Consider the following 24,137-nt stretch of genomic DNA (forward strand, 5'->3'; position numbering starts at 1 on the left):
CAAGAATTATTTCCGATTAAGAGCAAAAATCTCAGTTTTTCGATATTTTTCTCAAAAATTTAAACAGGATAAATTGCTGTATCTTCATTCTGAAAGCTTTCTGCCAGGTTTAGGTCAATGTTAAGTGAACGAACGTAATTATTTTTCAAGAATTTTTTACCAACTTCTTTGAATAAAACGTAGGTCAATAAATCTTCATCATTCTGAGCCAATATGCCTATTTCCTTTTTCGCTTTTTCTAGCTCAGGTTCTAAATCATCTGCTGGTCTATAGTCTATGGGTTTCTCATTGACTAATGCTAATTTGTATAATTCTTCGTCTACTGGGGCAGGTGGTTTTCCATAGAGGCCTTTCAAGTAATTTTTTACTTCGTTAGTTATCATTGAATATCTTTTACCAGTTAATACGTTTAAAACAGCTTGAACTCCTACGATCTGACTAGTGGGGGTTACCAAAGGGGGATATCCTAAATCTTTTCGAACCTTAGGTACTTCTTGTAGAACATCGCTTAATTTATCTTCAGCCTTTTGTGACTTTAGTTGAGAAACTAAATTAGAAAGCATACCTCCAGGGATTTGAGCATTTAATATTCTGGCATCTATTGATTCCATCTTGACATCGTACTCACTGTATTTCGACCTTACCTTCCAAAAATATTCAACCAATTTCATTATTGTTTTTGTATCTAGATCTAAGTCGTAGGTGTAGACAAAAGGTTCGACCGCTGGTTCTGAGGTACCGTTAGCAAAAGGGCTCAACGCTAAATCCAGAATGTCTGCTCCAGCTTCTACTCCAGCGAAATAAGCCATAGAAGCAAGACCAGTGGTTGCGTGAGAATGAATATCAACAAGGATGTTGAATTTCTTCTTGATTTCTTTTACCAAATCATAGGCATCTTTTGGTTTTAACAATCCCGCCATATCTTTTATAACAATTGAATCGACGCCTCTTTCCACTAATTCTTTTGTATAATTTAAATAGTACTGCAGATTGTGAACGGGACTAACGGTATAACATATAGCTCCTTGAACATGAATATTTCTTTTTTTTGCAACCTCTATAGACTTTTCCAAGTTACGAATATCGTTTAAAGCATCGAAAACCCTTATGATATCCATGCTGTAGTCAGCTACTTTGTTAACGAATAATTCTACCACGTCATCGGCATAATTTCTGTATCCAACTAAATTTTGCCCTCTTAGAAGCATTTGGATTTTGGTATTTTTTAATTTCGCTCTTATGGTTTTTAGCCTTTGCCATGGATCTTCGTTGAGGTATCTTATGCATGAATCGTAAGTAGCCCCACCCCATACTTCCATAGAATAATAGCCAACTTGATCGAAGTCTGTCAATTGACCTTCAAAATCATCCATTTTTAATCTCGTTGCTATTAAAGATTGTTGCCCGTCTCTTAAAGTTGTATCAACTATATATGGTTTTTTATTCATCTTATTCAACTCCTTTTGTAAAAATTTCTTTTAAAAATCTTTAAAATTGGAAGCCCTATAATATACGTTGCAACAGCTTCTCCGACTCCTATCCAAAGTACAGAAAAGAAATACGGTACTCCATACAATGGGGCGACATAAGCAGACACCCCAAAGGCGTTAATTAATATGGGAGGAAGAGGAGCTAAATACTCATTTGGCATCTTCCAAGTTATAATTCCTGCTATCAAGGTCAATAAACTTCCAAACCAGATATCCCAAGCACCCAAACCACCTATTATATTTGCTAACAGTGCACCTACGTAGATTCCTGGAATAAATGCAGGATCAAGATAAGTCAGAACCACAAAAGCCTCAGCAATTCTAACCTGTATAGGGCCGAAACTGATAGGTTGAAATATAATACAAAGAACAACATATAATGCCGCTATTAAAGAGGCTCTAACGATCCTTATTGAACTCATATCTCCTCCAAAATGAAAAATCTGGTAAAGTATTTCAACTCTACCAGATTATTTTTAAATTAAAGTTTTTATTGATTTAAAAGTAGATCTATATTCTCGAGTATTTGCTGCCTTTGATTAGATCTTTCTTCATCAAGGCTTTCTGTATTTAATGAATCTAAGGTACCTTTTATTGTTTCCAAATCTTGTCTTACAGATTCAATGTCACCTGTTGAATTATAATACTCTAAAATGTAGGAGTAAACAGTTGCATAATAGTCAAAAGCTACATTAGGATCGTCAGGTTTTACTTGATATAATCTTCCTATAATCTCTATGGAATCTGGATTCACTTCTCTTAATGCCACGAGAGAATTTTCCAAGGCTACATTCATTTGTTCTACATCGTTTGTTAATTCATTGTATTTGCTCTGAATTTCTGGCTCTGTGAAGACTCCATAGGTACCTTGTAAATATGCAATTTCCCTTAAAGCAAATTCTTTTTGGGAGGCTTCGTTACGGAGATCTGTCGACTCGGCGGTGTCTTTGATTTGGGTATAATATTCAATTTGATTATTTATTTCATCGTTGCTATATCCTAGAAATTCTGGATAGGATTGAGCTATATTCAAATAGCTTTCAAAATCATTTTTTTGAGAAATTTTCATAGGAAGTAGATTTTCCACAGTGAAAATATAAGAGACATACCATTCTTCAGGTAACTCATTATCGTTTAATATAGCTTCACGGTACTTCTTTTCAACATTTGCTAAGTCTTCAAAAGATTGCGCATAATAAATATCGTATGCTATATCCAAGGGTTCGTATGAAATTACAAAATCGTAGTTAGATATGTATGGCCCGTACCAATTGTTGATCTGATAATCCACATAACTAGCAGTCAATTGACTTTTTATATCTTCGTCTGCTAATAACTCATCCGCTGTTTCATATATCTTTTTGTCTTCAACTCTCACTATTTCATATCCCAACGGAGAACTTAATGGACCGATTATTTCTCCAGGAGTTGAAGAGAGTGAAGCTTCAAATATATTTTCAGAAATATCTCCACGTTTTACCCATCCAACCAATCCACCAACTGATGCTGTTTGAGCGTCTACAGAGTTTTTTGAAGCTGCGTCAGTGAAAGAGATATTATTTTGCAATATCTCAGATTTAAGGTTATTGGCTGTACTTTCATCTACTGTTACAATTCTACTGATTTTAACTGTATCAAATTCGTTTTTGAAATTTTCTAGGTTATCCGAAACATAGGTTGATAGTTCTACTTCTGAGAAATTGGAAAAATAATTTCTTAATTCGTTAATTACCTCATTTCTATACACTAGGCTGCTAACGAAACCACGAAAATATTCTTCTTTTTCAAAAAACATTAAGAAAATTTGCTTTGTGCTTTCATTTCCCATGTATTGACTGTACATCTGATCTGTTTCTTGGGAAATTTTCGTTGCATCCAACGTTATCCCATTATCGTTTAAAAACTTTTCCATGGCTTTGTATTCCATTAAAACATCAGTTATACTTATTAGATCTAATGGTTTGTTAAAATACTGATCGTATTGGGGGTTTTGACTCAACATATTCAATAATGTATTGTGATACTCCCCCATCAATTGATCCAATTCCAAAAAATAAGATTCGTGAATTTGTTCCCCATCCTGTGAAGTTAAATATGCCACTGATTCTGAGAATATTGATACAGAGAGAATTACTAGAATACCAAATACTACTAAAAGTTTTTTCATCTTGGACCTCCTCTGATTTGATAATTTTATACGATATACTGACTTCAAAAACTCTAAAACCTGTTTTAGCGCCCCTTCGCCCCGCAGCCCGCCCATAAGGAAAAGGATTTTTTTGCCCTTCCACCGATCCCCACCAATAAGGAAAGGAATAGCAATACTTTCATGATAACTGTTAATAATTAAAAGAAGCTTAAAAATTATGCTAGAAAATTTGGCTGATTCTTTTATATGTGGTATAATAGAATGAAAATTATATAACTTTCTAGTTAAGAGTAGATTAACCTACCTAAAGGAGGGAGGGATTGTATTGATTCCATTAAAAGAGAAACTGATAATGAAAACTTTATACCACAAATTCAATGATCAACTGCCTCAATTAGAAACTGAAATTAGCTACAAAAGAGGAAACAAACATCTATTTTTTGTCTTATACGCTCTAAAATCTACTAGTGAAAAGTTATTATCTCACGATCTAATAAAAAATGGAAATGAGCTTATTTTTACACTTGAGGCTGGAAAAGAAAAACATAACGTGAAATTAGAGACAAAAGAAAGTTATAAATCTTATTATTTCGTATCTATAAACGACAATTTGAATATCGATGAATTTGTTCAAATAGAGCCTAAATTAATCAATGAATGATTCTTTCCATTTCTATTTGTTTTATAAATATAGAATAATTATTGTCAATTAAAGCTTTGTACAACGGATCATCTTCTGGAACTGAGACTAAAACAATTCTATCTTTTATTTCAAAAAGTTTAGATGAGATATCTTCAATTATTGCGTCGAAGGTGTAACCCTCTTCAACAGGGGAGGCATCGACTATGTAACAATTATCTTTGTTGAATCCCCACACAACATAGCCGCATTTCTTATTGTTGTCGGAGATGATTTCATAGTTGTATCTGTTTTCACTAAGTTTTATGGTTATAGGTTCTCTTTGCCAATTTGGTTTTCTCTTAAATCTAAATTTTGCTTCTATTGCCATTTCATGGATTACATCTGAAGTAGTTTGTTCGTATTTGAAATGAGCATTTGATGAGTTATCTTTTTCTTTAAAAAAAGAAGCCAGCTCCCTTGTTGCCCTAAAACCATGCTTATTATAAAATCTTATAGACCTTAAATCACTTTGGGCAACTTCTAAGATTATTTTCTTTATCTCTTTCCATTTTAATGTTTCAATTGTTCGAAAGATGATTTCAGAAGCCAACCCTTTTCCTCTAAATTCTTCTTTTACTCCAAATGAGTCGATTCTTCCAACATCTTTTCGTATGGATATAATACTAAAACCTACAGGTATGCCGTCAGAAAGAGCTATAAAAGAATCTTCTATGGAAATAGAGTTTTCTTTCACATCTTTTTCAAAACTTTCCAAATTCCAATTCACTGGAAAAACATAGTCTTTAAATACTTCATTTACGAGCTCGATAACAACGCTCGTTGAAACATTTTTTAGTGATTCGTAAGTAATCATCGTTCCCCCCTCCTTCCTTTTCACAGATCAAACCATACTATCCAATTTTACGAAATCTCTACTATGTACAATTCTAACATAAAAAAAGAAAAATATGAAAAAAAGCCACCCTGTAAGGTGGCTTATTCGATGATTGATTTCATAATATTGGCAAGCTCTACAAATTCTTGTGTTAATGAGGCACCTCCAACTAAACCGCCGTCTATATCTGGTTTACCAAAAAGGCCCAAATAATTGTTTGGTTTTATGCTTCCACCATAAAGTATTGTAGTTTTTTTAGCGAATTCTTCATTGAAGATATCTTTCAAAAGGTCTCTGATAAACTTATGAACTTCTTGAGCTTGGTTGGGTGTTGCTACTTTGCCTGTTCCGATTGCCCATACGGGTTCGTAGGCGATTATGATCTTTTTTGATTCTTCTTCTGTTAAACCATAAAGAGCTTCTTTAATCTGTCTTTCTACAACGTTGAACGTTAAACCCTTTTCACGCTCTTCCAGCTGTTCACCTACACACAGTATGGGTTTTAAACCTGATGCTAATACCTTTTTGAGCTTCTTGTTTATGAGTTCATCGCTTTCTTGAAAGATGTGCCTTCTCTCGGAATGACCAAGAATTACATATTCTACTCCTATATCTTTCAACATATTAACTGAGATCTCGCCTGTGTAAGCACCTTTATCCTCGTAATAAACATTTTGGGCACCTACTTTTATACTAGAAGTACTTGTGATATCCCTTACCTTTTCAAGAGCTGTGAAAGGCGGGCAAACAATAACTTCAAACTTATCTTGAGTTTTTATCTGTCCTATTAGTTTTGAGACAAATTCAGCTGCTTCCGCGTTTGTCTTGTTCATCTTCCAATTTCCAGCAAGAATGAATATTCTTTCATTCAGATTTTTTTTTTCGGATATTGAAGAGATACCTGGCAATTCTATACCTTCTAAAAACTCTAAAGAGGCTCCTCCACCAGTTGAAACGTGTGAAAATTCGCTAGCCAAACCGAATTTTTCTGCCGCAGCCGCAGAATCTCCTCCACCTATAATACTTATGCAACCTTTTTTAGTTACTTCTGCAATTGCCTTTGCTACTTCTTCGGTACCAAAAGCAAAATCATCTATTTCAAAAACTCCCATAGGACCGTTCCAAACGATCGTTTTGGAATCAGAAATTTTCTCTTTAAATAAAGATACGGTTTCAAGTCCTATATCTAAGCCCATCCAACCTTCGGGAATTCCATCATCTATTTTTACGGTTTTCTTTTCAACACCTGCTTCTATTTTTTGAGCGATAACGGCATCAATAGGTAAAACAATCTCAACGCCTTTTGCTTTAGCATTTTCTAGAATTTCTTTTGCAACATCGAGTTTATCTTCCTCTACTAATGAAGAACCAACCTTTTTATCTAAAGCTTTTAAAAAAGTAAACATCATTGCTCCGCCGATTAAAATCTTATCGGCTTTATTTAACAAATTATTTATTACCCCTATTTTGTCGGATACTTTAGCACCACCCAGGATTACTACATACGGTTTTTCAGGGTTTTCAACGGCCTTTTGTAAAAATTCGATCTCTTTTTCCATCAAAAATCCTGCAACACTTGGTATATAGTCCGCGATTCCAACATTTGAAGCGTGTGCTCTATGAGCCGTTCCAAAAGCATCATTAACATGAAGATCAGCTAAAGAAGCCCAATATTTTGCCAGTTCAGGATCGTTTTTTGTTTCACCTTTTTCAAATCTTGTATTTTCAAGAACTAATACTTCACCTTCTTTTAACTCTGAAACAGCTTCTTCAACTTTTGGTCCTCTGGTTTCATCTACAAAATAAACTTTATTATTTAATAGCTCACCTAATCTATCGGCTACGGGTTTTAGAGAAAATTGAGGGTCCTTTTCACCTTTGGGACGGCCTAAGTGAGATAGTAATATTACTTTTGCTCCTTTGTCTAAGGCGTATTGAATTGTGTCAAGAGCGGCTACGATTCTTGTTTCATCGGTTATTTTTCCATCTTTTATAGGAACGTTGAAATCAACTCTCATTATGACTTTTTTGCCTTTAAGATCTACGTCTTTTATAGTTAATTTTTCCATATTGACACCCCCTATATTCACATTTCTTTTAAAGAAAAAGGGGATTAAATCCCCTCTTTTTGATTGCAATTACAGCATCTTAGCTAATTTTTCAGTCAATTTGACAACGGTTGATGAGTATCCATTTTCGTTGTCGTACCAGGCACACACTTTAACAAAAGTTCCATCAATTACATTAGTTAATGTAGCATCGAATATTCCTGCAACAGTTGAACCAACAATATCAGAAGAAACAATTGGTTCTTCACTATATTCAAAGAGACCTTTTAATTCATTTTCTACGGCATCTTTCATCATTTTGTTTATTTCTTCAACGGTTGTTGGTTTTTCCACTTCTACAGTTAAATCACTAATAGATCCATCTGGAGTGGGAACTCTCAAAGCCATTCCATCTAACTTACCCTTTAGTTCTGGAATTACTAATCCAACAGCTTTAGCAGCCCCGGTTGTCGTTGGGATAATATTTAGAGATGCTGCTCTTGCTCTTCTCAAATCTTTATGAGGTAAGTCTAAAACCCTTTGATCGTTTGTAAATGAATGAACGGTGGTTAACAAACCTCTTTTAATTTTTAATTTGTCGTTTAGTACCTTAATAACTGGTGCAATTGAGTTGGTTGTACAAGATGCGTTTGAAATAACTTCCATCTGAGGAGTGATTACATCGTCATTAACTCCCATAACTACCGTTGCATCTACTTCACCTTTTGCTGGAGCGGTGATTATAACTTTCTTAGCACCAGCTTTTAGGTGTGCAGAAGCCTTTTCTTTACTTACAAATACACCTGTAGATTCGATAACTATTGAAACACCTAATTCACCCCATGGGAGGTTGGCGGGATCTTTTTCTGCCAAAACCTTGATCTCTTTCCCGTTGACCTTTAAACCGCTATCAATTACCTCCACCGTTCCTTTGAATTTTCCATGAACGGAATCGTATTTTAAAAGTGTCCCTAAAGTTTTTGAATCTGTAAGATCGTTTATCGCCACTACTTCAAAGTTTGGGTTTTCAACTAACTGCCTAAAAACTAATCTACCTATTCTCCCAAAACCGTTTATCCCTATTTTAACTGCCACTTATAAAACACCTCCTGTTAAATTGTTTGTTATTTTTTTCTCTTACTTTTATTGTACACATGAAATTATGCATTTTTGAAAAGAAAAAGTTAATTTTTTTAAGCCCCAAAGTTAGGCAGAGTTCCTAAGAATTTTTGTGAAATCTCGTTAGTTTTTTCCTCTTTAAGTTTGCTAGCCTTTTCTATCGCTTCATTTGAAGCAGCTATTATAAGATCTTTTAAGGTGTCTATATCTTCATCTTCAACTTCTTCAGATATAACTATATCTTTTATTCTCATATCGCATGTTGCCACAACCTTTACTACACCCCCGCCTGCGGTGGCTTCTACTTCAACGTTGGATAACTCTTCATCCAGCTTATCTAGTTCTTCTTGCATTTCAACTTGTGCCCTTTGCGCTTCTTGAAGCATTTTGTTCATATCGGTTTTGCTGCCGGTCTTTTTAGAAAGAGATCTTCCACCTAAACTTTTCATTTTTTTGGCCATAAATATTCCTCCTAACGGTTAGCTGATAATTGCAATACTGTTCTTTCCATAATATTCTATCACATTATTTATAAAATCGGGGTTGTGTTTTTTTGACAAGATAAAGAGGATCCTCCTTTGTACATTTGGTACTTCAACCCAACCGTCTGTGAATATGATTATGCCTTCTGGTCTTAAATTTTCCTCAACGTAATCAACTGCGGGTTGCATGTCAGTTGACCCTTTACCTTTTAAAACTAGTTCCTTCCAGCTCCCTTTGTGATAGGTCATAATATTTTGGATATGACTGTCTGCTTGAATTAGGGTTACTTTTCCACCGAGAGATTTTGCAATATTTTCTATTTCACTGAAAAAAGCATTGTATTCTTCTTCTATAATTGAACCACTTGTATCGATGATTATTGCAATATTTGGTCCCATTTTTGATCTCCAACCTGGTTGATCCTCATATCTTCTATTTGGTCTCATTAGGGTCCTATATTTTTCAACGATAATAGAACTACCAAAAAATCTTCTTAACATTGTTTCCCAGTTAAAGAAAGGTTTTGTTACCATAAGAGAAACTGCTAATTCTATACCATCGGGAAGATTGTCTTTGCTTTTGTCGTAAGCTTTTGTAACAAACTCACTTACGATATCAAAAGCCATTTCTTCTGGAATATCTGATGAAAAGTCGTGTGAGTCAAGATTGTTCTCTCTTTTTTCTAATATCTCTTCTATATCGATCATCTTGTTTTTTTCCAACAAATCCATTGCGTATCTATAGTATTCTTCTGCCGTTTTATTTAAGAGGTTCATGGGAGCGGTAACAAAAAAGAATTCGTTGTCTGGGGCATGTCCTTCGGCTACCATTACATCTAAAGGTTCTGCAAATACATCTAATTCTCTGATATACTGGTTTACCGCTGCGTCCATTGCTAAATCCCAAATACCTCTTTCCCTTTTGTTTTTAGGTTTTATGAATATATGTCCAAAAATTATATGGTAAATTTCGTGTTTTAAAATTCCTTTGGTTAATATTAAACCAATATTTTTTAAACGGTTTGGATTATACAACAATCTAAATTTCCCTTGAGCTGTTATTGAAACCTTTATAGTTCTTACTGAAGTGGTTGGCATTGAATCAAAATTCATCCTCAAGTAAGAAAAAAATAAGCTTTCTTTTTCCAGTTCAATCCAAGCCTTTTGAAGTATATCATCCATTCTAAATTCCTTCCATCCAAGTGGAATCTCCTAGTTTAATGGCAATTTCTTCCAAAAGTTTGTCGTAAAAGGCTTTTTTTAATCCTTTATTTTTTTCTACCATTTCGTTTAGAAATCTTAATACGGAGAACATAGCATCCTTAGGTATGACCTCACTTATGATCTTTACATTTTCTGCGATTGTTTTTTGATCGCCATCAGATAATAATTGTTCCATTTCTTCTTCATTTAATGATTCAAAATAATTATTTATTCTCAAAATAAGACTTACTTTTTCTTCATTGGTCAATTTCTCGATTCTTTCAAGATTTTTGCCCTCGATTAGTAAATCTTTTGGGTTTGGTAGTTCAACTTTATTTTCCAAATGAGATAAAAACGATCTAGCTGCTTCGGATCCAACTATTGAGGCAGCAATGACGTAACCATATTTTTTCATATCATCTTCAGATAAATTAGATAAAACGTTGGATAATTTATACCAACTTCTGGGACTGGGTCTTAAATTGAGTCTCATCGATACAATATTATCGGAAGAAAGATATTCAGGATATTCTTTGATAAAAGAAATAACTTCACCTTTTACTTGCTCTTGATTAGACCAGTTTACCCAATCGTCAACATCAGGAGACAATTCTAAATGAAAAAATCTCGACATGAAGGCAGGATCGGTTATCAAATCTACTTGATCGTACTCTTCATCGGGAGGATTGGCGGCTCCCATGATCCATGCTCCAGCGGGTAATATGTGATTATGTATTCTTCTGTCTATTAATAATTGCATGATAGCATTTCTTATCGATCTGTGTGCCCTGTTTATTTCATCGATCATTATTATTACTTCATCTTTATTAGGCCACCAGTCAGGTTTTAAAAAGACCGTTTTTTCTGCGTCCCTAGAAGGGAGTCCAATTAGATCTCCGGGTTCCATCTGAGAGATGATCAATATGATCAATTCTCTTCCAGTCTCTTGAGCTATTTCTTTAGCTATATCCGTTTTACCGACACCAAAATGCCCCCATAAGAGAGGTATTTCTCCAGAAGCCATTATTTTTTTTGATAGGTATTTTACCGTTGATGGTTTCAATTGTTGTATTCTCCTTTCGTTGATAATGATTTAGATTTAGGGCTTTTCTTTTTGAGGTATTGAGTATGATGAATCAGTTTTTATAATTAATGGATAAACTTGATTATTTGAATCTTTTACCTGCCCCGTACCTAAAATTTCCCCTGCAAGTAATATTTCAAAAGAATAGATTATTTCTTGATCGTTAGTGCCGTAGATTTTTTGTTCAATTAGTACACCGTTAGGATTTATGATTCTTAAAAACAGATCATAATCCGGCCAATTGTCAACACATACTCCCAACATATAAATCTGATTGTTATAAACTTTTACTTCTTCAACACGAGAAAGTGATTTTATAGATAAAGTTTCAAAGTATTCAACTTCAATAGTGTCTTTTTGTTCAAGGTCTTTCGATATCTTCATTATAAAGCCTTTCCACTCTTGTTCGTTGAGTGTAGTAATGTATCCCCCTATATATATGTTTCCTTCATTATCTTGGGTTATACTATTTGGATTTTCGTGAAAAGTTGTATAACCATATTCATCTGAAAATATTAATATTCCCTCTCTACTATATTCTAATATTAATAAGTCGTTTTGTTTTTCTGGATTAGAATTAGACGTACCTGAGGCTATGATTCTGTTATTATCAATTACTAAATCAACGATTTTTTCTTCTCTATCCCTTCCATACATGTTTTCCCAAATTTTCTTTCCGGTAAGGTTTATTTCAGAGATGTACGCTTGACTGTTACCATTTGCTATTACCCATCCTCCAACGATGTAACTCCCAGAGGTATTCTTTATTGAGTTTAATGCTCCTTGAAAATTGATGACAAGAGACCAGTTCATTTCCCCCATATCAGATATATTTAAAATGTAAGGTTTCCCATTTTTTTGTCCCACTAGAGTGAAGGTATTATTGAAAAAAACAAAATCATTTATACTTACCTGACCGCTTTCTATGAACATTTCTTTTCTTATATTGCCTTCTTCGTCTATGAAATACAAATAGTACTGGTTCCCCTTAATAGCCAGTGAAACATATTCATTGTTGTTTGTTTGAATTGTTTTAGTTAGATACGTCCCATTTTCATCAATCTTTTTGAAAAAAGATTGACTGTTGGTTGAGTTGACTTCTTGCGTATTTGAAAGATACTGTATTAAAGGCTCCTTTTGGCTATCATAAGTGCTACTCAGAAAATCAACAGTATCATTGGTTTTTGAATTAGAGAGATATATTCCAGAAACGAAAAAAAAGATAGAAAGAGTAATTATCGCAAAAAACAATATTTTCTTTAAAATGATATTTCACCGCTTTCATGCTAATAAGTTATTTTTTGTATTTAATATTGTAAGAATTGGGATTTAGCCAGTTAAAAGAAACTTCTAATTTTACGTTTAACTGTTTTTCCAGTTCTTCAGTCAAAGCTGGGGTTAAATATCCCGAAAGGTTGTGAAATGCGTTGATTTCAATTACTTTTATTTTTTCTTTTTTTATTTCCTTTGCGGAGGACAATAATTCTTTTATCAATCTTCCATGCACAAGAGAAGGGGCTATGATTTTTCCCGTTCCATGACACAATGGGCATTGTGAATACACATTGGTATCCAGAGGTTGTGTGGTTCTTTTCCTAATAATTTCTAACAACCCCATGTTTGTGAATCCCAATATGGTAACCTTTGATTTATCTTTTTTTGATTCTTCTTTTAGAATATTGATAATCGTTTTTTTGTGTGAAGAGTCCTTCATATCAATAAAATCAACTACGATCATACCGCCAATATTCCTTAATTTCAATTGCCTAGCTATTTCTTTGGCTGCTTCCATATTTGTAATAAAAGAAGTTTCTTCAATATTCTTCCCCTCTAAATTTCCAGCAGAATCTACATCGATGGCTGTTAAAGCTTCCGTTCTATCTACCGTAATTGTTCCTCCACCAGATAATTCTATCTTCTTTGTAAAGATCTCTTCCATTTGATGGTATATATTGTGGATCTGAAAAACATCTCCTCTTACAAACTCAACTTTGGGTTTTAGTTCGAAACCTTTCAAACTTTTTTTAGTTTTCTAAAAATTTGTCTGTCATCTGTGATTATTTTTTTTGTTTTAGAATCCAATCTTTCCCTTAATATATACTCAAGAAAATCACTTTCTTCGTATAAAACTCCAGGATTTTTTTGAGAATGAAATCTTTGTAAAATACTGTTATACATTTTGCGCATTTCGCTTAATTCTACTTCTACTTCTTTTTCATCGATTCCTTCAGAATTAGTTCTAAATATTATAGATTCGTTATCAATTAGAATTTTTTTTGCAACTTGCCTCAATCTTATTCTTTCTTTTTCTTGGAGAATTTTTCTAGATATCCCAATACTTTCATTAGAATTTGGAATGTATACTAAATATTTCCCAGGCAAACTTATTTGCATAGAAAGTTGAGGGCCTTTTCTCGTTCCACCGTCTTTCCTTACCTGAACTAGAATCTTATCTCCAACTTTATATTGATTGGGATCATCAAGAACGTCTCTGTATCTGAGAAAACCGTTCTTTCCTAATCCAATATTAACAAAAAAAGCCTCCAAACTCGGAACCCTATTTTCAATTATACCCAGAAAGATTTTCCCAATATTTCTATCGGTTTCAAAATCCTCGAAAAAAATTTCACTTAATTTATCTTCTTCCAATATTGCTATTCTGATCTCTTCTAGAGCTTTACTAACTAGCATTGTCTTTTCTTCGTCCATTACTTAATTTCCTTCCTCCAACTTTGTTCTAAATTATCTTTTTGTTAAATTTATTCATCGCTTCGTTTATTCTTCCTTCTAAAATCAAGTCTATTGTAATAGTAACATAGTCAAGTGCTTTGTCCAATATGATCCATTCTTCTTGTGTAAAAGGGGTTAAAACGTAGTTTGCTAAATTTCCAGATCCATGTTCGTATCCATTGTTTATACCTATTCTTATCCTGGGAAAATCGGTACTTTTTAAAATGGCTATTATTGATTTTAATCCGTTGTGTCCCCCATCAGAACCGTTTTTTCTTATACGAATTTCCCCCAAGTTCAACCAAATATCATCGTAAATTATTACTAAACTTTCCTCTATTTTACCAAATTTTTTAAAAACATATGGTAACACTTCTCCACTTGCATTCATATAAGTTAACGGTTTAATGAAAATATCGTTTTCTATAGAAAAGCCTTCAAAGTTCTTACCGGATATTTTTTTAATATTCGATATATTTTTTTTGTTTTCTTCATATTTATCTAAAGCTAAAAAACCCACGTTATGTTTTGTAAAAACATAACGCGGGCCAGGATTTCCTAAACCTATTACCAAATTTCTCACTTTTTATTCTTCCTTCATGTCTTGAGTTGATTTTTCTTGTATTACTTCAGGTTCGGTTATTTCTTCTTCTTGCGTCTCTTCAGTCACTTCTGCTGACTTCGGTTCAATTACACTAATGACAAGCTCTTCGTCTTCAAGAAGTGATTCTGCACTTTTTGGAAGAAGACTTTTAATATCTGAAACGGATAAAGATTCACCTAGTTTTAACGCAGAGATATCCACTTTTATTGAATCAACGATATCTGAGGGGAGAATAGCTACAGGTATTTCATGAACGTAGGTATTTAAATAACCCCCTTGTGTAACTCCAATGGGTTCACCTTCAAATTCTAAAGGTATCCTCAAATTCATTTTTCTTCCTTCTTCTGGAACATAAAAATCTACATGAATTGGCTGGTCAGATACTTTATGCCTTTGAACAGACTTTACGAAGCAAGTGAATTTTTCTTCGCTATCTTCTCCCTTTACATTGAGTTCAATCAAAGTAGTCTCAGAAACTTTTTCTAACATACTTTCCAGTTCTTTATATGGAATATTTATATGTTTGTTTTCCTTTAAAGCTGGCCCGTATACTTCTGCTGGAATTAATTTTTCATTTCTGAATTTCTTTGCCTTGACCTTTGAATCTCTTCTATTAACATTCATTTTGAAAACTGTTGCCATACAATAACCTCCTAACCATTTGTCTTTATTAATATCTCCAAAAACGTTATATATAGCGCCCCTTCGCCAAACGTTAAGGGGTAAACCCCTTAAGATCCCCGTACATCATTTGCGTGGTACATCGTGGTACATCGTTTGCGTAGCAAACGAGATTTTGGGAAACATTTCTAAAACACTGCAAAACAAATCATTTTGCATAAATCAGCAAAAGGGCTTCGCCCTGTGACCCTTTTAAGATCAAAATCTTACTTATAAAAACTTGGTTTAAAACCCTTTCACCCCGCTCCCCAACCGTTAATTATCTGAAAAGTATACTAACAGATAAATTTTTTCTTATTCTGACAATTGCTTCTCCCAAAAGTTCAGAGGATTTAAGTTCCACAAATTTGTCAGGCAATTCTTTATGATATATTGTATCTGTAACAATTATTTTATCAATACTTGAATTTTGCAATTTTTCAACAGCATTGAGTGAGAATATACCATGTGTGGCTGCAGCAATAATCTTTTTTGCACCTTTATTATGTAGAGTTTCAGCAGCAGCTACAAGGGATCCACCGGTATCTATTATATCATCGAATATTATACAATTGGATCCTTCTACTTCTCCTATTACGTTGATTACTTCTGCAACGTTATCTTTCGGCCTCCTTTTGTCTAGAATGGCTAGAGAACAACCTAGTTTTTGGGCAAACTTTCTAGCTCTTTTTACCCCACCAACATCTGGGGAAACTACCACGGTTTCGTTTTGTGTCAATTTCATTTCTTCTAAAAAATATCTTGAGAAAATAGGAAAGCTCCAAAGGTTATCAACTGGTATATCAAAGAACCCTTGGATTTGCTCGGCATGAAGATCTATTGTCACTACCCTTGTCGCTCCCGCAGTTGTAATTAAGTTAGCGACAAGCTTTGCAGTGATTGGATCCCTACCCCTTGCTTTTCTATCTTGACGAGCATACCCAAAGTATGGAATTATAGCAGATATAGATGCAGCTGAAGCCCTTCTTAAGGCATCTATCATTATCAATAACTCCATGATATTATTATTGACGGGAGGAGCTATGGATTGAATTATGTATACGTCGAATCCTCTGACTGTTTCGTTAATTTTTACGTTTACTTCACCATCTGCAAAAGTTGATACTTCACAGTCCCCCAATCTTGTACCCATGTATTCTACGATTTTTTTTGCCAAAGGAGGGTTAGAATTTCCTGCAAATAACTTGAATTGATTCTCGTTAGTTGGCATCTTTATACTCCCTTCTCAACATTTTCTGAATTCCTTTTTAACACCCAATTTTCTTTGTTTATTTGATGTGATCTTGCTAAAGCTAAAGCATTATCTGGTACATCTTTTGTTATTACAGAACCCGCTCCAATAAGAGAATTTTTACCAACATTAACAGGTGCAACTAAAGAGGTGTTACTTCCAATGAAGGCTCCATCATCTATAAAGGTCTTGTTCTTTTTCTTACCATCATAGTTACATGTTATAGTTCCTGCACCAACGTTTACATCTTTTCCAACATAAGTGTCGCCCAAATAAGTTAAATGTTGTGCTTTGCTGTTGCAGGATATCTTCGTTTTCTTAGTTTCAACAAAATTGCCTATTTTAACGTTTTCTTGTAATTCTGTTCCTTCTCTCAGCCTTGAAAAAGGACCTATTGAAACATTTTTTTGTATTCTACTTAATTCGCATTCTGATCGAATTATTCTCACCTTATCTTCTATGATACAATCTTTGATCCTCGTTAGTGGACCTATTTCACAATCTTCGCCAATGGTCGTTTTTCCATATATAAATGTTTGAGGATAAATTATTGTATCAGGGCCAATACTTACATCGGCGGAGATGTATGTGGAATCTGGATCCTGTATTGTAACTCCATTTAACATGTGTTTCTTTAAAATTTCTTTTCTTATCTTTTTTTCAGCCTCTGCTAACTGTATCCTATCGTTTATGCCCATAACTTCTATTTCATTTTCTAAATCTACCACACCAACTTTTTCCATATGCTCAAAAACATCGGTCAAATAATATTCTCCTTGGGCATTTTGTGGGGTGATATGGTGTAAGGCTTTTTTTAATTGTTCTCCTTTGTAAACAGCAATACCTGTATAAACTTCTTTTATTTGCTTTTCAGAAGGATTAGCATCCTTCTCTTCTACTATTTTAACAAATTTATCTTCGTTTTTTATTATGCGTCCATAACCAGTTGGATCCTCTAGTCTTACTGATAGAATAGTCGAACTGTTATCATCTTTTAGATGTTTTTCAACGAGAGTATTCAGGGTATGGTAAGAAATAAAAGGCACGTCGCCGTAAAGTATCAAGATATCGTTATCATCGAGAAATTGTTCAGCACAGAGAACAGCGTGACCCGTTCCCAATCTTTCTTTTTGCTCAAAAATTTTAACATTTTCAGCCAACAATTCTTTTACTAGATCTTTACCATTTCCTAGGACTATCCCGATTTCGTCGGTTATCTCTTTTGCAACATCGATAACCCAATTTATCATTGGTTTATCGAGAATTTTATGTGCAACTTTTGGGATCTTTGATTTCATTCGTTTTCCTTGCCCAGCGGCAAGTATTAATACTTTTATATCTACCTCCTCCTTTCATAATTGGACATTGAGGGGTACCCCCCCTCAAACTCCCCAAAAACAAAAATCTCTTTTTTAAAAGATCTTTTTTGCACAGCTCTGGAAACAAAAGCTTCTTTGCATAAATCAGCAAAAAATCATTTAAAAACATTGTTTGCGTGGTACATCGTTTGCTACGCAAACGAGATTTTGGAAAACATTTCTAAAGCATTGCAAAACAAAACATTTTGCACAGATCAGCAAAAGGCGTTTTGCATAAGGCTGCAAAATGCTTCGCAAATGAGAATTAGGATATTACTTCAAAAGCACCATGAAAAAACTTTTTGCACAAGGCAGCAAAAAATACCTACAGCCTTGTAAGACATTCTTTAATGATCTCTTCTGTTTTCAGATCTTCTAAATCAAGTTGACCTATGACTTTCATAATTTCATATCTTTGAAATCCGAGTGTTTCTAAGGCCTCTATAGCTTCTTTTAGATTATTATTTCCATACGATTGAGTATCTGCCCCAGTTGAATAGGCACTGAAAGAGTTGGAAAGTTCAGATATTAGTCTTTCTGCTGTTTTCTTACCTATGCCAGGTAAGCTTGAAAGAAGAGCAGTGTCCTGTGAGTTTATCATCTGTATAAATTCTTCTGCATCCGTTTTTCTAAGGATTTTTGATGCAATTCTTGGTCCAATTTTTGAAACTTTCTTTAAACTTTCAAAAACATCTCTTTCTATTTTATCTTTAAAAATATAAAGTGATGTGTTCCATTCGCTTATTTCTAGGGAAGCGAAGAATTCGTATTGATCACCTTTTTTAAAGTATCTTATAACGTTCAACGAAGGATAAGCTTCCAAAGTTAAAACTCCAATTTTGATTAGAACTTTTTCGTCCTCAAAATCTTCAATTGTTGCGTTAATTTTTCTTATCATATTATATACCTCAATAAAAGATATCTACAATGCCACTAGATTAGTGGACATTAATTCTTTCATTTTTCCAAGTAGATACAAAGAACCCGTGACAAAATAAATATCGCTTTTTTCTGATAAAAGTTTATTGAAGCCTTCTGAAGGGTCTTTTATAAACTCAACATTTTTAGTATGCTTTTTAAATTCTTCATATATTAATTCAGGATGTCTTCCCCTTTCAGAAGGAACCGATGTTACAATAATTTTATCAAATACCGAAGCAAAAATTTGAGACATTTTTTCGTAGTCTTTATCGTCCAATATCCCAATCAGGGCAATTTTTTTCTGAGTAGGAAAGTAAAGATTGACACTTTTTTCTAATTGCTGGGCAGCGGCAAGATTGTGTGCACCGTCGAAAACCATCTTTTTACCGTTTATTTCTGTGTACTCAAATCTGCCTTCCCAATAAAAGTTTGCCATGGCTTCTCGGACTTTTTCGATAGACAAAGTTTTCCCGAATTTTTGCATGAACGCCTCTGTTGCTGCCAAAGATGTAGTAACATTTTCAATTTGAAACGTCCCGTTTGCACCAAAAATCAGATCTTTAATTTCATAATTGAGTCCATGATAATCTAACATATTATTGTTAATAAAATATCTATGGTTGATAGAATAAAAATCTTTCCCATGTTCATAAATTTTTTCTGCATTGACTTCTTTAGCTTTATTTAGGATCACCTTTTTTGGGCTTTCGTCGATATTTCCCAATATCAAAAAATTGTTTTTCTTTATAATACCGGCTTTCTCGTAAGCTATCGCTTCAAGAGTATCACCTAAGGTTTTGATATGGTCTTTAGATATAGAGGTTATGACTGAAACGTCGGAATTAATAATATTAGTAGCATCCAATCTTCCACCTAACCCAACTTCAAAAACGCCTACATCAACTTTTTGCTTTTCAAAATACTTAAAAGCCATAGCTGTTGTGATTTCAAAGAATGACGGGGCATATTCTTCACCTTTCAGATCCATTGTTTTTATTTCTTCTTCAATCTCATTGTATATCTCAACAAATTCTTTTTCAGAAATGTTTTCTCCGTTTACTTTTATCCTCTCAGTTATTGAAACCAAATGTGGGGATATATAGGTCCCAACTTTCATTCCGTTAAATCTTAAAATTCGTGAAATCGCAGTGGTAACACTTCCTTTTCCATTGGTACCTGTGATGTGTATACTTTTGAACGTATTCTGTGGACTTCCAATGCGTTTACTTAATTCATCTATCCTTTCTAGACCCAACTTTACCTTGAAATTAGCTGCTCCTCTTTGATAAAGATAATCAACTAAATTGGCTAATTCCATTTAACTAATCTCCTTTAAGAGCGCTTGTAATTTTTGATATTTTTTCTCACTTTCTATCAAATCTTCTTTAGTTTTTTCTACTACATCTGGATCTGCCTTTTCAACAAAATTTTTATTCGATAATTTCTTATTATATAATTCTATATCTTTTGATAACTTTTCCAATTTTTTTGTTAATCTCTGTTTTTCTGTATCAATATCTATGTAATCACCTAAAGGTATGTAAACTTCTACACTTTCATCTACATAGGCAGTGGCGGATTTAGCCGGTTTCACTTCAGTTTGAGTTATATTGATCAAAAAAGCCAAATGTTCAATTAAATTTTTGTTTTTTTCTATAAAATCGTCGTTTTTTGCTACAATTTTGTATTTCACGTCAACCTCTTGAGTTTGGGGTATATCCATTTCAGCTTTAACGTTCCTTATACCACTTACTAACTCCATAACCTTTGAAAATACCTTTTCTGCTTCAGGATAAATATTACTCTCGTTATACTCTGGCCATTTGGCGCTTATCAGTAACTCAGAATCTTTTTCAATAGGCAGTTTTTGCCATAGTTCTTCTGATATATAAGGCATAAAAGGATGTAATAAACGTAATGAAGAATCAAAAACCTGCAAGATAACGTTTTGTACTACCAATTTATCTTTACCAATCGAATTTAACCTATTTTTTGAGGCTTCTATATACCAATCACATAATTCGTTCCAGAAAAAATCGTACAGTTTTCTTGCAGCTTGATCATAGTTATAAACTTCTAAATCTTTGCTAATTTCTAATATTGTAGAATTCAATCTAGTTAAAATCCATTTGTCTTCAATTTTTAAATCTTCGTCCTTAAGTACGGTTTTTTCATAGTCTTCCATATTTAAAAGTACAAATCTAGCAGCGTTCCATATTTTATTTGCAAACTTTCTGTAAGCATCAAAGGACCCAACATCTAATTTAATATCTCTTCCTTGAGCAGCTAAGACTGATAAAGTAAATCTAACAGGATCCGTTCCGTATTCGTTAATTACTTCGAGGGGATCTACACCGTTACCTAACGATTTAGACATCTTTCTTCCATATTTGTCTCTTACCAATTGATGCAAGTAAACATCATGAAAGGGCTTCTCACCCATGAATTTTTCTCCCATCATTATCATTCTTGCAACCCAAAAAAAGATTATATCAAATCCAGTTACTAACAAATCTGTTGGATAATATTTTTTCAGATCTTCCGTTTCTTCAGGCCACCCTAGTGTAGAAAAGGGCCAAAGAGCAGAAGAAAACCAGGTATCTAGTACATCCTCATCTTGTTTTAAATCCGTGGATCCGCATTTTTCACACTTTTTAACGTCTTCCACGGATACGTTGACATGTCCACAATTTTGGCAATACCAAACGGGGATTCTATGACCCCACCATAGTTGTCTTGATATACACCAATCCCTTATTTCATACATCCAGTTGAGATACACTTTCTTCCATCTTTCAGGGTAAAATTTTATTTCATCATTTTCAACCACTTGTATAGCTTTTTCTGCTAAGGGTTTCATTTTAACAAACCATTGATCTAAAAGGAGAGGTTCTATAACGGTATCACATCTGTAACAATGACCTACAGAATGAGTATAATCTTCCTCTTTTTCTAATAATCCCTCTTTCTTCAAGTCCTCGACTATTCTTTCTCTGGCTATATACCTGTCTAATCCTGCGTACTTTCCACCATTTTCGTTTATCCTTGCATTTTCATCTATAATTTGTATTCTTTCCAAGTCATGCCTTAAACCAATTTGGTAATCATTTGGATCATGGGCGGGGGTAACCTTGACGACACCTGTACCAAAGTTTGTATCTACGTAAGGATCGGCTATAATTTTCAATTTCCTACCAACAATTGGTAAAATAGCCGTTTCACCGATTAAATTTTTATACCTTTCATCTGAAGGATTAACAGCCAGTGCTGTATCTCCTAACATAGTTTCAGGTCTGGTAGTTGCGACAGTTACATAGTTTTGAGTATTTTCCAAAGGATATTTTATATACCAAAGCTTGCCTTTTTCTTCACTGTGCTCAACTTCGTCGTCTGCAAGAACGGTTCCGCAGGAAGGACACCAATTTACTATATACTTTCCTTTGTATATTAAACCTTCGTTGTACAGAGACACAAAAACCTTTCTTACTGCTTGGTTGAGCCCTTCATCTAAAGTGAACCTTTCTCTACTCCAATCGACAGAGGCTGCCAATGCTTTTATCTGTTCACGTATGTGATTACGATATTTGTTTGCCCAATCCCAAGTAATTTTTAAAAATTCTTCTCTAGTATAATCTTCTCTTCTTTTACCTTCTTCTTTTAAAAGATATTTTTCAACAACATGTTGTGTGGCTATACCCGCATGATCTTCTCCGGGTATCCAAACTGTTTCTTTACCTTTCATTCTATTATATCTCACGGAGATATCTTGAAGAACGATATTCAAAGCATGACCAATGTGTATTCTTCCTGTAATATTTGGAGGAGGAATGACTATACTAAACTTACCATTCCCTGGCTTTGGTTCAAAGGAATGGTTTTCTTCCCAAAGCTTATACCATTTATTTTCAAGTTCGTGCGGCATATATCTTTTTCCAATATCCATTAAGGCAACCTCCTAAATTTTTGATGAAATAGTAACTCCCCCCATTTAAGGAAAAGACCGAAGGTTCATTTTATTCTTTATTTTTATTTGGAACTACTTGACTTTTTTCCTCTTCTGGAACTTCTTGAATCACTTGACTCTTTTCTTCCTTTTCTAAATCAGCTGAAAGGGGAAGTTCATTTTTTTTGACTTTCTTACCATTCCTTCGGAAAAAATCAAAGGGAAAATTGATTTCTCTTCTTTTAAACAATGCTGCCTCGGGAGAGAATATACCTTTATATCTAATGGGCTTTTCCATTGCCTCAACTTCAGTTAATAGAATAACAGAAACAATCCTTAATATGAACCCTATAATAAAAATCAATTGAATCCCATGATAAGGGTCCCCCATAAAATTGATTTCTATATTTTCGAGATGATTTGCCAAGAAACCCCCACTCAACGAGCCGAAAATAGCGGCAATACCGGCAACGAAAGAGTTGGCTGCGATATAATTTTCGGATGGTTCTTTGGATATTTCTAAGAGTAAGTTGAAAATGGCTAAATTTATCGCCGACCAAGCGAACGCCGCAAATATTGCATTTAATAATAAAATACTCCTATAATTACTTTCATTCATTAAAAAGTACATCATTGGGCTAAAAGTTGACAACAAAATTCCCAAGCTTAGAACGTTTTTGCTGCCAAACCTGTCTGCCACTATACCATAAAACAAATACAAAAAAACAGAGATAACGCTTGTTATTATTCCCATATTCCCAAGGAATTGATAATTTATATTCAAAATCGCGACTTCATAATAGGCAAAATAAGGCCTTACAAATTCTATGGCAAAACTCCAAACAAACATAAATAAGAGAAAATTTTTAAAGTTTCTATCTTTAAAGGGAGTAAAAATGTTTAAGTTAACGGTGTGATTCTTTTCGCTTTCTTCAGGAAACTCATGTTTCACTAACAAAAAAGCTGAAAGAACAGAGAAAATTGCCATAAAACTTGTAACCAGCAACAACCCTGTTTTAAAATTTGGAAATTCTAAAAATATTGAATAAAGATACAACATAATTATACCAGTTATGGAAGCGAATATATTACGAAGTCCGAAATATTTACCTCTTTGTTCAAAAGGAACTACGCTTCTAATTAAAACCGTCCAAGTGTTGCCCACGAATGTTCCAAAAAAAGAAAATAAAAGAATAATAATTAACATAATATACTCAGATCTCACATCAAAAAATATGAAAATGGGCAATAAAACGAATAAAGTCCTCGATATAAAGGCGTTTATTACAAGGCTTTTCTTCTTAGAACCAATGAATTGGTTGATTCGTGAAGAGAAAATCTGAAACATCTGTGCTATAATAGGAAAAGAGGTCATAATTGATATAAAAAGAGGAGATGCGTTAAAGTATAGAGCAATAGATGTAAAAATAAACCCTTGTGTACCTATAAAGAACGCATTGTATGAACCAGCCTCTAAAATTGAGAGAAACCTTGTTTTTGCATATTTTGTCATATTTATTTTTCTCCTTGCTACTCTATAATTATTTTTTTAATGTGTTCGCTTGAAAATATATTAT

The 24,137-nt window shown here is 33.8% G+C and carries 21 protein-coding genes; 1 reads left to right on the top strand and 20 read right to left on the bottom strand.

What is annotated here, in order from left to right; genetic code table 11:
- Nucleotides 1-59: 59 nt before the first annotated feature.
- From PMOB_RS07390 to PMOB_RS07400, 3 genes are all read right to left on the bottom strand, one after another.
- Entirely contained in the window at nucleotides 60-1,448 is a 1,389-nt protein-coding gene (locus PMOB_RS07390; RefSeq protein ID WP_012209241.1) for a pyruvate carboxylase subunit B, read from the bottom strand.
- A 5-nt stretch (nucleotides 1,449-1,453) separates the two neighbouring features.
- A complete protein-coding gene (locus tag PMOB_RS07395) occupies nucleotides 1,454-1,912 on the bottom strand; it encodes a QueT transporter family protein (RefSeq protein WP_012209242.1) in 459 nt (152 codons plus the stop codon).
- 68 nt (nucleotides 1,913-1,980) lie between these two features.
- Nucleotides 1,981-3,657, bottom strand: coding sequence for a peptidylprolyl isomerase (locus PMOB_RS07400; RefSeq protein ID WP_012209243.1), 1,677 nt, complete (start codon nucleotides 3,655-3,657; stop codon nucleotides 1,981-1,983).
- Nucleotides 3,658-3,964: 307 nt separating this feature from the next.
- Here PMOB_RS07400 and PMOB_RS07405 point away from each other — a divergent pair, with 307 nt between their 5' ends.
- Nucleotides 3,965-4,300, top strand: a complete 336-nt coding sequence (locus PMOB_RS07405; protein WP_012209244.1) for a hypothetical protein — start codon at nucleotides 3,965-3,967, stop codon at nucleotides 4,298-4,300.
- Here PMOB_RS07405 and PMOB_RS07410 read toward each other — a convergent pair.
- The 17 genes from PMOB_RS07410 to PMOB_RS07490 form a co-directional block, all read right to left on the bottom strand.
- Nucleotides 4,290-5,135 (bottom strand): GNAT family N-acetyltransferase, encoded by an 846-nt coding sequence (locus PMOB_RS07410; RefSeq protein ID WP_012209245.1) that lies wholly within the window; start codon nucleotides 5,133-5,135, stop codon nucleotides 4,290-4,292. The two genes, PMOB_RS07405 and PMOB_RS07410, sit on opposite strands and share 11 nt — an antisense overlap.
- Nucleotides 5,136-5,257: 122 nt before the next feature.
- Nucleotides 5,258-7,225: a triose-phosphate isomerase gene (gene tpiA / locus PMOB_RS07415; RefSeq protein ID WP_012209246.1), complete on the bottom strand. Its 1,968-nt coding sequence runs from the start codon at nucleotides 7,223-7,225 to the stop codon at nucleotides 5,258-5,260.
- Between the two features lie 69 nt (nucleotides 7,226-7,294).
- Entirely contained in the window at nucleotides 7,295-8,299 is a 1,005-nt protein-coding gene (gap, locus tag PMOB_RS07420) for a type I glyceraldehyde-3-phosphate dehydrogenase (protein WP_012209247.1), read from the bottom strand.
- Between the two features lie 98 nt (nucleotides 8,300-8,397).
- The gene (locus PMOB_RS07425; protein WP_012209248.1) at nucleotides 8,398-8,784 is read right to left on the bottom strand and encodes a YbaB/EbfC family nucleoid-associated protein; all 387 of its coding nucleotides are present in this window, start codon (nucleotides 8,782-8,784) and stop codon (nucleotides 8,398-8,400) included.
- 18 nt (nucleotides 8,785-8,802) lie between these two features.
- On the bottom strand, nucleotides 8,803-9,987 hold the full coding sequence (locus PMOB_RS07430) for a vWA domain-containing protein (protein WP_012209249.1): 1,185 nt from the start codon (nucleotides 9,985-9,987) through the stop codon (nucleotides 8,803-8,805).
- 1 nt (nucleotide 9,988) lies between these two features.
- Nucleotides 9,989-11,071, bottom strand: coding sequence for an AAA family ATPase (locus PMOB_RS07435; RefSeq protein ID WP_012209250.1), 1,083 nt, complete (start codon nucleotides 11,069-11,071; stop codon nucleotides 9,989-9,991).
- 36 nt (nucleotides 11,072-11,107) lie between these two features.
- The gene (locus PMOB_RS07440) at nucleotides 11,108-12,343 is read right to left on the bottom strand and encodes an SBBP repeat-containing protein (RefSeq protein ID WP_012209251.1); all 1,236 of its coding nucleotides are present in this window, start codon (nucleotides 12,341-12,343) and stop codon (nucleotides 11,108-11,110) included.
- Nucleotides 12,344-12,386: 43 nt separating this feature from the next.
- Nucleotides 12,387-13,109, bottom strand: a complete 723-nt coding sequence (locus tag PMOB_RS10300) for a ribonuclease E/G (RefSeq protein ID WP_081429282.1) — start codon at nucleotides 13,107-13,109, stop codon at nucleotides 12,387-12,389.
- On the bottom strand, nucleotides 13,106-13,801 hold the full coding sequence (locus tag PMOB_RS11045; protein ID WP_049755299.1) for a ribonuclease E/G: 696 nt from the start codon (nucleotides 13,799-13,801) through the stop codon (nucleotides 13,106-13,108). Before PMOB_RS11045 ends, PMOB_RS10300 begins: the two co-directional genes overlap by 4 nt.
- Before the next feature lie 28 nt (nucleotides 13,802-13,829).
- Nucleotides 13,830-14,405 (bottom strand): aminoacyl-tRNA hydrolase, encoded by a 576-nt coding sequence (gene pth, locus PMOB_RS07450; protein ID WP_012209253.1) that lies wholly within the window; start codon nucleotides 14,403-14,405, stop codon nucleotides 13,830-13,832.
- 3 nt (nucleotides 14,406-14,408) lie between these two features.
- Nucleotides 14,409-15,068: a 50S ribosomal protein L25 gene (locus tag PMOB_RS07455; protein WP_012209254.1), complete on the bottom strand. Its 660-nt coding sequence runs from the start codon at nucleotides 15,066-15,068 to the stop codon at nucleotides 14,409-14,411.
- 298 nt (nucleotides 15,069-15,366) lie between these two features.
- A complete protein-coding gene (locus PMOB_RS07460; protein WP_012209255.1) occupies nucleotides 15,367-16,317 on the bottom strand; it encodes a ribose-phosphate pyrophosphokinase in 951 nt (316 codons plus the stop codon).
- Between the two features lie 2 nt (nucleotides 16,318-16,319).
- Complete coding sequence (gene glmU / locus PMOB_RS07465; RefSeq protein WP_041534116.1) at nucleotides 16,320-17,675, bottom strand: bifunctional UDP-N-acetylglucosamine diphosphorylase/glucosamine-1-phosphate N-acetyltransferase GlmU; 1,356 nt, start codon at nucleotides 17,673-17,675, stop codon at nucleotides 16,320-16,322.
- 346 nt (nucleotides 17,676-18,021) lie between these two features.
- A complete protein-coding gene (ruvA, locus tag PMOB_RS07475; RefSeq protein WP_012209257.1) occupies nucleotides 18,022-18,594 on the bottom strand; it encodes a Holliday junction branch migration protein RuvA in 573 nt (190 codons plus the stop codon).
- Nucleotides 18,595-18,618: 24 nt separating this feature from the next.
- A complete protein-coding gene (locus tag PMOB_RS07480) occupies nucleotides 18,619-19,935 on the bottom strand; it encodes a bifunctional folylpolyglutamate synthase/dihydrofolate synthase (protein WP_012209258.1) in 1,317 nt (438 codons plus the stop codon).
- Nucleotides 19,936-22,560, bottom strand: coding sequence for a valine--tRNA ligase (locus PMOB_RS07485; protein WP_012209259.1), 2,625 nt, complete (start codon nucleotides 22,558-22,560; stop codon nucleotides 19,936-19,938). It abuts the gene before it with no gap.
- 70 nt (nucleotides 22,561-22,630) lie between these two features.
- The gene (locus PMOB_RS07490; RefSeq protein ID WP_012209260.1) at nucleotides 22,631-24,073 is read right to left on the bottom strand and encodes an MFS transporter; all 1,443 of its coding nucleotides are present in this window, start codon (nucleotides 24,071-24,073) and stop codon (nucleotides 22,631-22,633) included.
- Between the last annotated feature and the right edge of the window lie 64 nt (nucleotides 24,074-24,137).

Origin of the sequence: Petrotoga mobilis SJ95 (assembly GCF_000018605.1) — a bacterium.
In the GTDB taxonomy this organism is placed as follows: Bacteria; Thermotogota; Thermotogae; order Petrotogales; family Petrotogaceae; genus Petrotoga; species Petrotoga mobilis.

What these genes read in the sequence shown, in the direction of transcription:
- tpiA (WP_012209246.1), bottom strand. Translation starts at nt 7,225, where the DNA reads ATGGAAAAATTAACTATAAAAGACGTAGATCTTAAAGGCAAAAAAGTC.
- PMOB_RS07480 (WP_012209258.1), bottom strand. Translation starts at nt 19,935, where the DNA reads ATGGAATTAGCCAATTTAGTTGATTATCTTTATCAAAGAGGAGCAGCT.
- PMOB_RS07390 (WP_012209241.1), bottom strand. Translation starts at nt 1,448, where the DNA reads ATGAATAAAAAACCATATATAGTTGATACAACTTTAAGAGACGGGCAA.
- ruvA (WP_012209257.1), bottom strand. Translation starts at nt 18,594, where the DNA reads ATGATAAGAAAAATTAACGCAACAATTGAAGATTTTGAGGACGAAAAA.
- PMOB_RS11045 (WP_049755299.1), bottom strand. Translation starts at nt 13,801, where the DNA reads ATGGACGAAGAAAAGACAATGCTAGTTAGTAAAGCTCTAGAAGAGATC.
- PMOB_RS07460 (WP_012209255.1), bottom strand. Translation starts at nt 16,317, where the DNA reads ATGCCAACTAACGAGAATCAATTCAAGTTATTTGCAGGAAATTCTAAC.
- PMOB_RS07490 (WP_012209260.1), bottom strand. Translation starts at nt 24,073, where the DNA reads ATGACAAAATATGCAAAAACAAGGTTTCTCTCAATTTTAGAGGCTGGT.
- PMOB_RS07400 (WP_012209243.1), bottom strand. Translation starts at nt 3,657, where the DNA reads ATGAAAAAACTTTTAGTAGTATTTGGTATTCTAGTAATTCTCTCTGTA.
- PMOB_RS07430 (WP_012209249.1), bottom strand. Translation starts at nt 9,987, where the DNA reads ATGGATGATATACTTCAAAAGGCTTGGATTGAACTGGAAAAAGAAAGC.
- PMOB_RS07425 (WP_012209248.1), bottom strand. Translation starts at nt 8,784, where the DNA reads ATGGCCAAAAAAATGAAAAGTTTAGGTGGAAGATCTCTTTCTAAAAAG.
- PMOB_RS07455 (WP_012209254.1), bottom strand. Translation starts at nt 15,068, where the DNA reads ATGGCAACAGTTTTCAAAATGAATGTTAATAGAAGAGATTCAAAGGTC.
- PMOB_RS07410 (WP_012209245.1), bottom strand. Translation starts at nt 5,135, where the DNA reads ATGATTACTTACGAATCACTAAAAAATGTTTCAACGAGCGTTGTTATC.
- PMOB_RS07485 (WP_012209259.1), bottom strand. Translation starts at nt 22,560, where the DNA reads ATGGATATTGGAAAAAGATATATGCCGCACGAACTTGAAAATAAATGG.
- PMOB_RS07395 (WP_012209242.1), bottom strand. Translation starts at nt 1,912, where the DNA reads ATGAGTTCAATAAGGATCGTTAGAGCCTCTTTAATAGCGGCATTATAT.